This window comes from Bradyrhizobium erythrophlei, assembly GCF_900142985.1.
Classification (GTDB): domain Bacteria; phylum Pseudomonadota; class Alphaproteobacteria; order Rhizobiales; family Xanthobacteraceae; genus Bradyrhizobium; species Bradyrhizobium erythrophlei_B.
The window spans coordinates 1,739,354-1,752,672 of record NZ_LT670849.1; the positions used below are offsets into that span (position 1 = coordinate 1,739,354).

The following is a 13,319-nucleotide window of genomic DNA, read 5'->3' on the forward strand; positions in this document are numbered from 1 at the left end:
CGCGAAAGCGGGTGATCCAGTACCCGGAGGCATTCGTCATTAAACTGTACGGCCGCGGCGTACTGGATACCCCGCCTTCGCGGGGTATGACGTAGGCGGAAGGACGCGCCACGGTTCACAATCGATAACTTATAAAAGTGCGAGGCCGCGGTCGCCGTTGAAGCGCTCGATCCCGGAGTTCCCTACGAAAGTAGGTGGGCACCATATGTCCGGGTCCACGGACCCGGCCAGGGACAGTTCCCTAAAGGATCGATAAGGCCCCGGGGATATATGGCTCCTGACGCGCGACGCAGCCTCGCAAAGCCAATGTAACAACGAAGTGGCGGAATAACCAGCGGCGACGGCCGCTGTCCACCGTACCTAGTGGAGTGGATTTGACATTCGCTACCCGCCTAGCCACGAGCTCGTAAAGCGAATGTCAAATCCGAAACTCCACTAGAAGCCTATATTTGCTAGTGGTCCTTTGATTCTAACGTTCGCAAAATTGCCTGCCGAGAAGGGATGCGAACGTTAGAATCGGACCACTACCGTCGCCAGCGTTCGCCGCTCTGGCTGTTATGGAGCCTCGCTCACGATGACTTCCACCGGGGTCGGCGAAAATCCGGCCGCGGGATTGTTTTCCTGCGGACAATTCGAGATCACGACAATGAGCGGCATCTCGGCCCGCAACACCACATAGTCGCCTGGCTTTGAGACGCCGTCGGCGATCGTCAGCTCGCCGTCAGCGGAAAACCTGACCCTCATGAAGAAATTGATGTTCGAGACGATTTCCGACGGCGACATGCCCCAACCGGCGAGCTCGGCGATGAAATTGGTCCGGCAGCTTTCCGTCTTGTCGACGCCGTAACGAACCTTGTCGATCTCGCAGCTACAGCAGCCCGCAAGCGTGTCGTGGTAACCGCAGGTGTCCTCGAGCACCGACATCATCGTTCGCGCACGTTCCGAATAGATCTTCGAGCCTTTGGTGATGTAGAGCGATTTGTTCAACCGCACCGTCGTCGGGATGTTGATCCGGTCGAGCGGAAGCTCGGCGCTGTAGCAGAGGAAGTCGATGGCCTGCTGCCCCTCGGTATCGATCATCTTCAACGTCTGGCCCGGCTTCAGGCGCGCTGACCATCGTCCCTTCGCCGGGACGATTTCGCGACGAACAAGGGTGTTTGGGGCAATCGCGGCGGCCGCAGTCATGGCGTTCTCCCTGCATTCTGGCTCCGGCATTGCAGCATCGCGTTCAGTTTCGAAAAATAGTAATATGTGAAAGCTCACATCAGGATTTTTGATATAACATGCACCTTTCGAATTCGGATTTGACTTCGCTCGCGGTCTTTCGCTCCGTTGTCGAACATCGGGGCTTCCTAGGCGCCCAGGTTGCGCTGGGCTTAAGCCAGTCCGCGGTCAGCTTTCACATCAAGGGGCTCGAGCAGCGGCTCGGCTTCCAGCTTTGCCGGCGGGGTAGAAGCGGCTTCGGCCTGACCGATCGCGGCGCCATCGTCTACGACCAATCGAAGCTGCTGTTTCTGGGTCTCGGTACCTTTGAAGACGCGGTGGGGGGCTTGCGAAACCGGCTGGTCGGAACATTGCGCCTCGGCCTGGTCGACAACACCGTGACCGATCCGGACATGCCGATCCATCGCGTCATCTCCGCCGTGAGCCGGAAGGCACCGGACGTCACCATCAACATCGAGATCAAGCCTCCGGAGCTTTTGATTTCGGAGCTTGGAAACGGCGGAATTGACGTTGCGATCGTCCCGGAGACCCAGACCTATCGGGGCTTGCGCTTTTCGCCGCTGAGGGAAGAGCCGCAATCCCTGTATTGCGGCGCTTCTCATCCGCTGTTTCGCGCGAGCCCCGCGCGGATCGACCCTAAATCGGTGGGACAACATCCGTTTGCGATCAGGCCCTATGCCAAGGGCCTTGAATTGCAGCACGTGCCGGGCGCGATTGCGAAAGCCGCAGTTTCGAGCATGGAAGCCCAGGCGATGCTCGTGCTCAGCGGGCTCTATCTCGGTTACCTGCCGGAGCACTATGCCGAGGCTTGGGTAAGAAGAGGCGAGATGCGATCGCTTTCGCCAAAAATTCCTCGCATCTTCTCAAAATTCTTTTTGGCGACGAGAACCGAAAAGCGATCGTCGTCCATCCTCGACCTTTTTGTCCAGGAACTGATCTCGCTGGGGTCGGAAAGCTCGCATCGGCAAAAGGGCCTGCTGCCGAAACAATCTCGACCGCATCGTGGCCGGCGTCCGAACGCGTCATAGATGCGCGAGCGATCAAAAGCCCGGCCCCTTCACCCGCTTGCGTCAGCCGATTTGAAGAAAAGGGTCGAAAGACTTCGCATGATTTCTGAGGCCTTCTCCGTCTCGAACCCCAGTCGCGCGCACAGCAGGGCTTTGACGGACGGCAGCGCCGGCAAGTAGTCCTCTGCGGCCCGAACGAGGGTCGAAGGCAACTTGCTCAGGGGAATCGTGGTGAGCCCGAGTCCCGCCTCGACGGCGCGCAAACGCGCGTGATAATCGAGGCTGTTGAACACGATTTTGTAGGAAATCCCGAGCCTGGTCAGCGTCGGAATCATCCAGTCGTCGCCGGGAAAGGTCAGGATCGGGAGCGGGCTGCCCGGCGCAAGGGTAAAATTCGTCGCCCGCACCCAGATCTGCGGCTCCTCGCGTTCGTTGACGACCATCTGGTCGACATCGGCATCCAGCCGCTGGTTTCGGTAAATGCAGGCAATGTCGATATAGCCTTCGACAAGTCCCCTGCCGACCGACGTGGAATCGTCGGTGTGGATGAAGACATCGGCCAGAACTTCCGGCCGCTGATGCCTGATGAACTCGTCGATAAACAGGGTACTCAACCCAAGCCGCAGCGGCGCAGGACCGACATTATTGCCGCCAAGCCGCAACAACTGATCGTTGGCTTCCAGGATGATACGGGCTTGCTGCAAGGCAAGCTTGCCGAGCTCCGTGGTCTTGGTGCCGTTGGCGGTTTTCACAAACAGCGAACCGCCAACCAGGTTTTGCAGGCGTTTGACCTGCGAACTGATCGCGGGCTGGCTCAAACCGAGGCGCTCTCCCGCTTTCGACAGGCTTCCGGTCTCAGAGATGGCAACGACGGTTCGAACAATCTCGATTGGAATATTGACGTGTTGGTGTCGCCTGTTCATCAAAGGCTTCCTCCGAAGCTGACTTAAGGCAATCGCTCCATTTTCATCTTCAAGGAGACTTCACCCGCAAAATGACTTCGTGAACCATAAGAACATTAGAGGAGCAAAAAAACCGTAGCTACGACAAGTTGAATGACATCGATCATCTACCCAGAATATAGGCTTTTGTCGCATCAATGTTTTTGATCACCTGATAACAGCCCGACGCCACCGATCGTGGCCAAGGCAGCGAACGGACGCGCCGAATTTGCCAAGCGCCATTGGCGTGTCGTCCAAGTTTATGGCGGATCAACCCTGGTCGGTACCGTATTTCTTCGGGAGGTCGCGACATTCCGACGCGGGTGACGCGGCGTCGGTCTTGGCGAGCACGGCAGCTTGGTAGAATCGATGATGAGCGTCATAAAACGCCGCTCAAGCCCGTGATGGATGATCGCGCGAGACGAGAATCAGAAACAACGGCAACAGCAGCGCAAACTCGACAGCGCTTGTCCCGCGCCGGCATTGAAGGAAGCGGATCATTTCTCGAATGTCGGAACGCCTCGCTCCGGCTCAGAATCCCAAGACCGTATAAATACGGGTTGTAGATTCCGATCAGTCGCGCCCCGCACAGCCGATCGGTATTGAACAGATGGTCGAAGATTGCTGACGGAGATTTGGTTTTATGAGGCGATCAAAAACTTTGATGCAGTACGTTGCAAGTAGTTATGGTAGTGATTCAACAAACATACCACCTTGGCACGAGCAACGCCAAAGTCTGATCGTCTTTCGAGCGCCGCGTCTGCCACCGAATGCAGACTGAACAAACCGGATCAACCTCAGCCTGACCAATCAGTTCGGGGCTTCTCCAATGCAAAGACGACATCAACACCTCACTATTCCGATCGAAATAGTGCGTACTGTCATTGCCATCGCCGAAACCGGAAGCCTCTCGAAGGCAGGCGAACGGCTGGGCCTCAGTCAACCCGCCATCAGCTCACAAGTCAGACGGTTACAGAGCCTCGTAGGAGGCTCGCTTTTTGTGAAGGGTGCAAACGGCACGACGACCACGGAGCTCGGCAAGCTGGCGCTCCAGCAAGCGCGGAAAATTATGGAAGCCAACGATCAATTGCTTCGGCTTGGCGGCAACAATTTCGGGCCGCCGACGCTGCGGCTCGGCTTGAGCACGTTGTTCGTGGAGGCATTTGTCGGACAAAAACTGCCGGATCCCCTGACCGATGTGCTTGTCCTTGCCGACCATTCCTGCGCGATCGGAAGAGGCCTGATCGACGGCTATATCGACGTTGCCTGCATTTTCGACAATGCGGGGCTCGATCCAGACATCGAACAGATGGTCACGGATGAATATGTCGAGCCGGTTGCCTGGATCCGCTCGAGAAATTTCGTACTGAGCCCCGGCGCGCCGATTCCGATCCTCACCCACCCGCAAAACGACTGGATCATTCCGACGCTGACCAAACACGGCCTTTCCTACAAGATCGTGTTCAACACCCCGGACAACCACGCCAGATTTGCCGCCGCGAAGGCAGGCATCGGCCTGACGGCCGTTCCCAGCCGAAACGTTCCGCCGGATCTGGTCGTCGCGAAGGAATACTACCTACCGCCGCTTCCGCCGATCAGGACGCTGCTGTGCGAGCGAGCGGGCTTGGACCCGCAACGATCCGCTGCGCTGATCAAGCACTTGCGCGCCCTGCTCTTCAAGGGTTCGTCGTCGCACGACGCAAAGGAAGCCCGCAGCGAGCTTCTCAAGAGCACGGCCTGACCGGCAACGGTCCTACTGTTCGACCTTGCGAATTTCCTCGTGATCGCAGCGCAGACATCTGCTTGCTGTTTCTGATTTCCGACGTGGCGATCATTTGCATGTCGCATTTCGGGCACGCTGGGCGGCATGATGTTTTGGCCATGGTGGCGGGCATAGATCGAATGCTCCCGGCGCCGATACCCGTAATAGCCCGGTGAAATATCAGCCATGCAATTCAGGCGCGAGTTCGCCGCGCTTCAATTTGTCAAGCAGCCGCAGGCATCGCGGACATCTTTCAGGCCGAGGCGTTTGGCTGCGTCATCCTCGCTATTCGCCAATGTAGACCGCCGCTGCCCGTCACCCGATCGCGACGCCACCGCCAATCGTGCGATTGAGCACTTGCGTGGTTTTTTCGATGCGGTCGGCGGCGGCGTTGAGCGCGCTGGCGACGGCGCTTTGCGTTGCCTTGGCGCGATCGGCTGCGACGCTGCGCACGTCGCGCAGCGCAATCAATTCGTCCTCCAGCGCGCGGATGCGGTTTCCCGCGTCCTGCAATTCGTCGCACACGGTGAGCGCCGCCATCACCGTGAGCCGCGCGTCGCCGATCTCGCCGAACTTGCCGCGCAGGCTCTCGATCCGCGATTCCAGGCTCTCGGCGAGCTTCAAGAGCCGCACCTCCTGCCCTTCCTCGCAGGCCATGCGGTATTGCCGGCCGTTGATGGTGACGTTGATGTGGCTCATGAAATCTCTCCGGCTTCCAGCACCTCGCGGATGGTGCCGATCGCGGCATCGAGCTTTTCGGCGATCTCGCGGTTGGAGCGCTCGAGCCGTTTCGAGCGCACCAGCGATCCATCCAGCTCATCCGCAAGCCGCGCGCGATCGGCCCCCAGCGCCTGGATCCGTGCCGCCAGTTCGTCCTCGTCGCGGTCGGCCTCGCGCCGGCGTTCGACCGCCCGCTCCAGCGCTTCGAGCGCGCCCATCAGGCGGCGCGTCGCGGTCTCGATGTCCGCAAAAGCCTGTTCGGGTTGGCCCGAACCGTTGACCGTTTGATCGTCCATGGCATCGCTCATCAGGCCCCCCGCAGCGCCCGACGCCTTTTTGCAAAATCAAGCGCTTGGGAGGAGAAACTTACGTAACGAACAAGGCGAGCGCAACGCCGCTTCGGAACTATGCACCGCAAAGCCGGTTGAAATGCGTGACTGAAGTGGCAAATCCGCCGCACTTCCTTTGACTTTGGCAGTTGAGGTGATATCCCAACCGCTGAATTCAGGTTCCATCCGAGCATGCGCTGACCGTGCAGGCTCACCCATACGCTGACCGCGTAGGTTCACCCAAGCATCTCATTATCTGACGGAATTTCATCATGACGCAGGTCGATCACGTCCGCATGGCCAATGCGATCCGGGGGCTTGCGATGGACGCGGTCGAGAAGGCGAAGTCCGGTCATCCGGGCCTGCCGATGGGCGCCGCCGACATCGCCACCGTCCTGTTCACGCAGTTTCTGAAATACGACGCAGCCGACCCGACCTGGCCGGATCGCGACCGCTTCGTGTTGTCGGCCGGCCACGGTTCGATGCTGCTCTACGCGTTGCTGTATCTGACGGGCAACAAGGAAATGACGCTCGACCAGATCAAGCGCTTCCGCCAGGTGGATTCGCTGACGCCTGGTCATCCCGAGAATTTCCGCACCAAAGGCATCGAGACCACCACCGGTCCGCTCGGCCAGGGCATCGCGACTTCGGTCGGCATGGCGCTCGCGGAAAAGATGCTGGCCGCCGAATTCGGCAAGAAGATCGTCGACCATCATACGTATGTGCTCTGCTCCGACGGCGACCTGATGGAGGGCGTATCGCAGGAAGCGATCGCGATGGCCGGACACTGGCGGCTCAACAAGCTGATCGTGCTCTACGACGACAACGGCATTTCGATCGACGGCCCCACTTCCATCGCCGACTCCGTCGATCAGGTGAAGCGCTTCAAGTCCGCTGGCTGGGCGGCGGAATTGATCGACGGCCAGGACCAGGCGGCGATTGCGGCTGCAATCACCCGCGCGCAAAAATCCAACAAGCCGTCGCTGATCGCCTGCAAGACCACCATCGGCTATGGCGCGCCCACCAGGGCAGGCACGGCCAAGGCCCATGGCGAGGCGTTAGGGGCCGACGAACTGAAAGGCGCCAAGGAAAAGCTCGGCATTTCGCTCGAGCCTTTCTCGGTGCCTGACGACGTGCTGAAGGCCTGGCGCACGGCGGGCAGCCGTGGCGCTGCGGCGCACGCCGACTGGGATGCACGCTATGGCGAGTTGGGACCGCGCAAGCGCGCCGAATTCGAGCGAAGGTTGCGGCACGAGCGGCCGGCCTCGCTGGCAAAGGCGTTGCGCGACCACAAGAAGAAGCTTCTCGAGAATCCGCTCAACATCGCGACCCGCAAGTCTTCCGAGGCTGCGATCGATGCGATCGCCGAAACCATGCCGATGGAGTTCGTCGGCGGCTCCGCCGACCTCACCGGCTCCAACAACAACAAGCCGAAAAATGCGCAAGCCTTTGGAGCGAAAACGCCGAAGGGCCGCTTCATCCATTACGGCATCCGCGAGCACGGCATGGCTGCTGCCATGAACGGCATCTTCCTGCATGGCGGGTTCGCGCCGAACGGCGCGACCTTTCTCGTATTCACCGACTATGCACGGCCGGCTATGCGGCTCGCGGCGCTGATGGGAACTGGCGTAGTCTATGTGATGACGCATGACTCGATCGGCCTCGGCGAAGACGGCCCGACGCACCAGCCGGTCGAACATCTCGCCGCGTTGCGCGCGATACCCAACATGCGGGTGTTGCGCCCGTGCGACGCCGTTGAGGTTGCCGAATGCTGGGAACTCGCGCTCAACCGCACCAACGGACCGACGGTGCTGGCGTTGACCCGCCAGAATCTGCCGCAGCTCCGTACCTCGGCACCATCCGACAATCCGTGCAGCCATGGCGGTTACGAGCTGGTCGCGGCTTCAGGCGAGGCAAAAGTGTCGCTGTTCGCCTCGGGCTCCGAAGTCGAGATCGCGGTTGCCGCCCAGAAGGAACTCGCCGGGCGCGGTATCGCGGCGCGCGTGGTCTCGGTGCCCTCGCTGGAATTGCTGCTCTCCCAGCCGGAGGACAAGCAAAAGGCCATCATCGGCAACGCCCCGGTCAAGGTTGCGATCGAAGCGGCCGTTCGCTGGGGCTGGGACGCCGTGATCGGGCACGATGGCGTCTTTATCGGCATGCATGGTTTCGGCGAAAGCGGTCCGGCCAAGGACCTTTACAAGCACTTCGGAATTACTGCCGAGGCTGCCGTTAACGCAGTTCTGAAGCGACTGGGTTAATCCCGCTTGCGGGAGCTGCATTCAGATGAGGCATGCCGCTCGCGCGGTTGAGCTTGCTCGGAAAAAGGTCTAGTTACAGATCATCTTTTCCGTTCCCGCCCGGCCGAACCGGGCGAACCGCCGTCAGCCTCCACTCGGGACCCGCCCGAGGGGAAGCGCAGGGCTATTAGAGGAGAAATGCCATGGCAGTCCGGGTCGCTATCAACGGGTTTGGCCGCATCGGCCGCAACGTGCTGCGCGCCATCGCCGAGTCCGGCCGCAAGGATATCGAGGTGGTCGGCATCAACGATCTCGGCCCGGTCGAGACCAACGCGCATTTGTTGCGCTTCGACTCCGTGCACGGCCGCTTTCCCGGTACGGTGACGGTGGACGGCGACTCGATCAGCCTCGGCAATGGCAAGATCAAGGTTTCGGCCGAACGCGATCCCTCGAAACTGCCCTGGAAGGCGCTCGGCGTCGACATCGCGCTCGAATGCACCGGCATCTTCACCGCCAAGGATAAAGCCTCCGCACATCTGACCGCCGGCGCCAAGCGCGTGCTGATCTCCGCTCCGGCAGAAAACGCCGACGCCACGATCGTCTACGGCGTCAACCACGACAAGCTCACCAAGGAGCATCTCGTCGTTTCCAACGGCTCCTGCACCACCAACTGTCTCGCGCCGGTCGCCAAGGTGCTGCACGACACCGTCGGCATCGAAACCGGCTTCATGACCACCATCCACGCCTATACCGGCGACCAGCCGACGCTGGATACCCTGCACAAGGATCTCTATCGCGGCCGCGCAGCGGCGATGTCGATGATCCCGACCTCGACCGGTGCAGCGAAAGCCATCGGCCTCGTGCTGCCGGAACTGAACGGCAAGCTCGACGGCGTTTCGATCCGCGTGCCGACCCCGAACGTCTCGGTGATCGACTTCAAGGTCGTCGCTTCCCGCAAGACCACCAAGGAAGAGATCAATGAGGCGATGAAGCGCGCTTCGGAGCAGCAGCTCAAGGGCATCCTCGGCTACACCACGCATCCGAACGTCTCGATCGACTTCAACCACGATCCGCACTCGTCCACGTTCCACATGGACCAGACCAAGGTGCAGAACGGCAACTTCGTGCGCGTGATGTCCTGGTACGACAACGAGTGGGGCTTCTCCAACCGCATGGCCGACACCGCCGTCGCGATGGGCAAGCTGGTTTAGTTTCAACTCTCGTGTCCCGGACGCGATGCAGCGCTCCGGCGGTGCATCGCTGATCCGGGACCAAGCATAGGTCCCGGTTCTGCACGGCGTCGCTTCGCGCCGCGCTGCGCCCGGGACAAGAGAGCAACTCATGACAAAACCATTCCGCACCCTCGATGACGTCGACGTAAAGGGCAAACGCGTGCTGCTGCGCGTCGACCTCAATGTTCCCATGGAGCAGGGCCGCGTCACCGACGCGACCCGCCTCGAGCGCGTCGCGCCGACGATCACCGAAATCGCGAACAAGGGCGGCAAGGTGATCCTGCTGGCGCATTTCGGCCGCCCCAAGGGCCGCGACGCGAAGGATTCGCTCAAGCCCGTGGCAGCCGCGCTGTCCCATGTGATCAACAAACCGGTCGCCTTCGCCGAGGACTGCATCGGCGAACCCGCCGCCAAGGCCGTCGCAGCGATGAAGGACGGCGATATTCTTTGTCTCGAAAACACCCGCTTCCACAAAGAGGAAGAAAAGAACGATCCGGCCTTCGTCGCCGAGCTCGCCAAACTCGGCGACATCTGGGTGAACGATGCGTTCTCGGCCGCGCACCGCGCCCACGCCTCGACCGAAGGCCTCGGCCACAAGCTGCCCGCCTATGCCGGACGCACCATGCAGGCCGAACTCGACGCGCTCGGTAATGCGCTCGAAGCGCCGACGCGGCCCGTGATCGCGATCATCGGCGGCGCCAAGGTGTCGACCAAGATCGATCTGCTCGAAAACCTCGTCAGCAAAGTCGATGCGCTCGTGATCGGCGGCGGCATGGCCAACACTTTCCTGCACGCGCAGGGCGTCGGCGTCGGCAAGTCACTCGCCGAAAAGGACCTCGCCTCGACCGCGCTCAGGATCATGGAAAAGGCAACGGCCGCCAATTGCGCGATCATCCTTCCCGTCGACGCCGTGGTGGCGTTTCATTTTGCCGCCAACTCGCCGTCACACGCCTATGGCCTCGACGCCATTCCCTCCGACGGCATGATCCTCGACGTCGGGCCGCAATCGACGGTGCGGATTCATTCCGCCATCGACGACGCCAAAACGCTGGTCTGGAACGGTCCGCTCGGCGCGTTCGAGATGACGCCGTTCGACCGCGGCACCATGGTCGCGGCCCGCCATGCCGCCGAACGCACGAAAGCGAAGAAACTGGTCTCGGTTGCCGGCGGCGGCGACACCGTGGCGGCGCTTAATCAGGCAGGCGTGGCCGGAGATTTCAGCTATGTTTCGACGGCAGGCGGCGCCTTCCTGGAATGGATGGAGGGGAAACCCTTGCCCGGCGTCGAAGTTTTGAAGAAGGGTTAGGCCGAGCCACCTTCCCCTCATCCTGAGGAGCTTGCGCGAGCAAGCGTCTCGAAGGATGAGGCCGCAAGGCTGGTATCGGGGCCTCATGGTTCGAGACGGCGCGTTGCGCCTCCTCACCACGAGGAAAGATAGTCAGATTTGGACAATCGCGGGCGAACAGCCCCAACGCGGAGAACACGATGGCACGGATCACGTTGCGTCAATTGCTCGACCACGCGGCGGAGCACGACTATGGCGTGCCGGCCTTCAACATCAACAACATGGAACAGGCGCTTTCGATCATGGACGCGGCGTCCACCCTGGACGCGCCTGTCATCATCCAGGCCTCGCGCGGCGCGCGCTCCTACGCCAACGACGTCATGCTCCGCCATATGATGGATGCGGTCACCGAGATATATCCGCAGATTCCGGTCTGCGTGCATCTCGACCACGGCAACGAGCCCGCGACCTGCATGACCGCGATCCAGTCCGGCTTCACTTCGGTCATGATGGACGGCTCGCTGAAGGCGGACGGCAAGACGCCCGGCGACTGGGACTACAATGTCGGTGTCACCAAAACCGTCACCAACATGGCGCATCTCGGCGGCATTTCGGTGGAAGGCGAATTGGGCGTGCTCGGCTCGCTCGAAACCGGCATGGGCGACAAGGAAGACGGCCACGGCGCCGAAGGCAAGCTGTCGCACGACCAGCTTCTGACCAACCCGGACGAAGCCGTGAAGTTCGTCAAGGAGACCAAGGTCGACGCGCTTGCGATCGCGATGGGCACCTCGCACGGCGCCTACAAGTTCACGCGCAAGCCGGACGGCGACATTCTCGCCATGAAGGTGATCGAGGAAATCCACCGCAAGCTGCCGAACACGCATCTCGTGATGCACGGCTCCTCGTCGGTGCCGCAGGACTTGCAGGATATCATCAACGCCAATGGCGGCAAGATGAAGCCGACCTGGGGCGTGCCGGTGGCCGAAATTCAGCGCGGCATCAAGAACGGCGTGCGCAAGATCAACATCGACACCGACAACCGGATGGCGATGACGGGACAAATCCGCAAGGTGCTGACGGACAATCCGGAAGAGTTCGACCCGCGCAAGTATCTCAAGCCCGCGATGGAAGCGATGACCAAGCTGTGCAAGCAGCGGCTCCAGGAGTTCAACACCGCAGGCCAGGCGAGCAAGATCAAGAAGGTTTTGACGACGGCCGAGATGGCCAAGCGCTACGCCAAGGGCGAGCTTGACCCCCGCGTCGCGTAGCGATCCCCGCGTCGCGAAGCGATCGCGAGGGTGGCGTGATCGGCGTACCTTAGCTCTTTCGTCATTCCGGACGCCGTGAAAGCGGCGATCCGGAATCCATTTCTCGGCCAACTCCGCGGCCCGATGGATTCCGGGCTCGAGGCTTCGCCTCGCCCCGGAATGACACCGAATTTCAAAGGTTAACGCCTAGCCCCTGCGACCAACGTAAACCTCCTCTTTTGCCCGAGAAGGGTCTATTTTGGCCGCCAAAAGCAGCGCCGGAGGACGTTCCGATGAATCTCGCCGATCTCAACAAAGTCGCCGTTGCCATGGTCGTGCCCGGCAAGGGCATTCTCGCCGCCGACGAATCGTCCGGCACCATCAAGAAGCGCTTCGACGCCATCAAGGTGGAGTCCACCGAGGATAACCGCCGCGACTATCGCGAGATGCTGTTCCGTTCGAAAGAGGCGATGAGCCATTATATCTCCGGCGTCATCCTTTATGACGAGACGATCTGCCAGAACGCCAAAGACGGCACGCCGCTGGTTAAACTGATCGAGCAGGCCGGCTCGATTCCCGGCATCAAGGTCGACGAGGGCACGCAAGGCTTACCAAATTGTCCGGGCGAACTCGTCACCGTTGGCCTCGACAAGCTCGCCGAGCGGCTTAAAAATTATTACGACCGCGGCGCGCGCTTTGCGAAGTGGCGCGCGGTGATCGATATCGGTCAGGGCACCGGAGGCCACCGCATTCCCTCGATGACGGCGATCCGGGTCAACGCGCATGCCCTGGCGCGCTATGCTGCGCTTTGTCAGGCCGCGCAAATCGTGCCGATCGTCGAGCCGGAAGTGTTGATGGACGGCGATCACGATATCGACCGCTGCTATGAAGTGACGCAACGCGTTCTCAACAAGACCTTCCAGGAATTGCGTGTGCAGCGCGTCGCGCTCGAGGGCATGATCCTGAAACCCAACATGGCGGTATCCGGCAAGAAATCCGCAAAGCAGGCTTCCGTGCAGGAAGTGGCCGAGAAAACCATCCGTCTGCTGAAGTCGTGCGTGCCTGCGGCGGTGCCCGGTATCGCCTTTCTGTCCGGCGGACAGTCCGACGAAGAGGCGACCGCGCATCTCAACGCGATGAATGCGATCGGCAACCTGCCCTGGCGCCTCACCTTCTCCTACGGCCGCGCGCTCCAGGCCGCGCCACAAAAGGCATGGTCCGGAAAATCCGAAAACGTCGCGGCCGGACAGCGGGCGTTTACCCATCGCGCGCATATGAATGCGCTGGCCTCTACCGGCCGGTGGACCACCGATCTCGAAAAGAAGGCGGCGTAAC

At 61.0% G+C, this 13,319-nt stretch carries 11 protein-coding genes and 1 other RNA gene; 7 read left to right on the top strand and 5 right to left on the bottom strand.

Annotated elements, in window-relative coordinates:
- Window positions 1–138 precede the first annotated feature (138 nt).
- Window positions 139–299: non-coding RNA, 6S RNA (gene ssrS, locus BUA38_RS08215), on the bottom strand.
- Window positions 300–555: 256 nt separating this feature from the next.
- Window positions 556–1,185 (bottom strand): DUF1989 domain-containing protein, encoded by a 630-nt coding sequence (locus BUA38_RS08220; protein WP_072817488.1) that lies wholly within the window; start codon window positions 1,183–1,185, stop codon window positions 556–558.
- A 98-nt stretch (window positions 1,186–1,283) separates the two neighbouring features.
- Between BUA38_RS08220 and BUA38_RS08225 the strand changes: the two genes are divergently transcribed.
- Window positions 1,284–2,252: a LysR family transcriptional regulator gene (locus tag BUA38_RS08225; protein ID WP_072817489.1), complete on the top strand. Its 969-nt coding sequence runs from the start codon at window positions 1,284–1,286 to the stop codon at window positions 2,250–2,252.
- A gap of 29 nt (window positions 2,253–2,281) precedes the next feature.
- Here the strand turns inward: BUA38_RS08225 and BUA38_RS08230 are convergent, their stop codons facing one another.
- Window positions 2,282–3,154, bottom strand: coding sequence for a LysR family transcriptional regulator (locus BUA38_RS08230; protein ID WP_072817490.1), 873 nt, complete (start codon window positions 3,152–3,154; stop codon window positions 2,282–2,284).
- Window positions 3,155–4,001: 847 nt separating this feature from the next.
- Here BUA38_RS08230 and BUA38_RS08235 point away from each other — a divergent pair.
- Window positions 4,002–4,913 carry a LysR family transcriptional regulator gene (locus BUA38_RS08235; RefSeq protein ID WP_072817491.1) on the top strand — a complete coding sequence of 304 codons (912 nt, stop codon included), beginning with the start codon at window positions 4,002–4,004 and terminating at the stop codon, window positions 4,911–4,913.
- 336 nt (window positions 4,914–5,249) lie between these two features.
- Here the strand turns inward: BUA38_RS08235 and BUA38_RS08240 are convergent, their stop codons facing one another.
- Window positions 5,250–5,633: a cell division protein ZapA gene (locus BUA38_RS08240; RefSeq protein ID WP_072817492.1), complete on the bottom strand. Its 384-nt coding sequence runs from the start codon at window positions 5,631–5,633 to the stop codon at window positions 5,250–5,252.
- Window positions 5,630–5,950: a DUF4164 domain-containing protein gene (locus BUA38_RS08245; RefSeq protein ID WP_072825942.1), complete on the bottom strand. Its 321-nt coding sequence runs from the start codon at window positions 5,948–5,950 to the stop codon at window positions 5,630–5,632. The genes BUA38_RS08240 and BUA38_RS08245 overlap by 4 nt, the downstream gene beginning before the upstream one ends.
- 305 nt (window positions 5,951–6,255) lie before the next feature.
- On the opposite strand from BUA38_RS08245, the gene tkt reads away from it, so the two are divergent.
- The 5 genes from tkt to BUA38_RS08270 all read left to right on the top strand — a co-directional run bounded on the left by tkt (window position 6,256) and on the right by BUA38_RS08270 (window position 13,318).
- Complete coding sequence (gene tkt, locus BUA38_RS08250) at window positions 6,256–8,241, top strand: transketolase (protein WP_072817493.1); 1,986 nt, start codon at window positions 6,256–6,258, stop codon at window positions 8,239–8,241.
- 182 nt (window positions 8,242–8,423) lie between these two features.
- Window positions 8,424–9,431, top strand: a complete 1,008-nt coding sequence (gene gap, locus BUA38_RS08255) for a type I glyceraldehyde-3-phosphate dehydrogenase (protein WP_072817494.1) — start codon at window positions 8,424–8,426, stop codon at window positions 9,429–9,431.
- Window positions 9,432–9,561: 130 nt separating this feature from the next.
- On the top strand, window positions 9,562–10,758 hold the full coding sequence (locus BUA38_RS08260) for a phosphoglycerate kinase (protein WP_072817495.1): 1,197 nt from the start codon (window positions 9,562–9,564) through the stop codon (window positions 10,756–10,758).
- A 179-nt stretch (window positions 10,759–10,937) separates the two neighbouring features.
- On the top strand, window positions 10,938–12,005 hold the full coding sequence (fba, locus tag BUA38_RS08265) for a class II fructose-bisphosphate aldolase (protein WP_072817496.1): 1,068 nt from the start codon (window positions 10,938–10,940) through the stop codon (window positions 12,003–12,005).
- 272 nt (window positions 12,006–12,277) lie between these two features.
- A complete protein-coding gene (locus tag BUA38_RS08270; RefSeq protein WP_072817497.1) occupies window positions 12,278–13,318 on the top strand; it encodes a class I fructose-bisphosphate aldolase in 1,041 nt (346 codons plus the stop codon).
- Window position 13,319: the final 1 nt, after the last annotated feature.

Coding starts and splice junctions, on each gene's coding strand:
- BUA38_RS08270 (WP_072817497.1), top strand. CDS start 12,278: ATGAATCTCGCCGATCTCAACAAAGTCGCCGTTGCCATGGTCGTGCCC.
- BUA38_RS08235 (WP_072817491.1), top strand. CDS start 4,002: ATGCAAAGACGACATCAACACCTCACTATTCCGATCGAAATAGTGCGT.
- BUA38_RS08220 (WP_072817488.1), bottom strand. CDS start 1,185: ATGACTGCGGCCGCCGCGATTGCCCCAAACACCCTTGTTCGTCGCGAA.
- tkt (WP_072817493.1), top strand. CDS start 6,256: ATGACGCAGGTCGATCACGTCCGCATGGCCAATGCGATCCGGGGGCTT.
- BUA38_RS08230 (WP_072817490.1), bottom strand. CDS start 3,154: ATGAACAGGCGACACCAACACGTCAATATTCCAATCGAGATTGTTCGA.
- gap (WP_072817494.1), top strand. CDS start 8,424: ATGGCAGTCCGGGTCGCTATCAACGGGTTTGGCCGCATCGGCCGCAAC.
- BUA38_RS08240 (WP_072817492.1), bottom strand. CDS start 5,633: ATGAGCCACATCAACGTCACCATCAACGGCCGGCAATACCGCATGGCC.
- BUA38_RS08225 (WP_072817489.1), top strand. CDS start 1,284: ATGCACCTTTCGAATTCGGATTTGACTTCGCTCGCGGTCTTTCGCTCC.
- fba (WP_072817496.1), top strand. CDS start 10,938: ATGGCACGGATCACGTTGCGTCAATTGCTCGACCACGCGGCGGAGCAC.
- BUA38_RS08260 (WP_072817495.1), top strand. CDS start 9,562: ATGACAAAACCATTCCGCACCCTCGATGACGTCGACGTAAAGGGCAAA.
- BUA38_RS08245 (WP_072825942.1), bottom strand. CDS start 5,950: ATGGACGATCAAACGGTCAACGGTTCGGGCCAACCCGAACAGGCTTTT.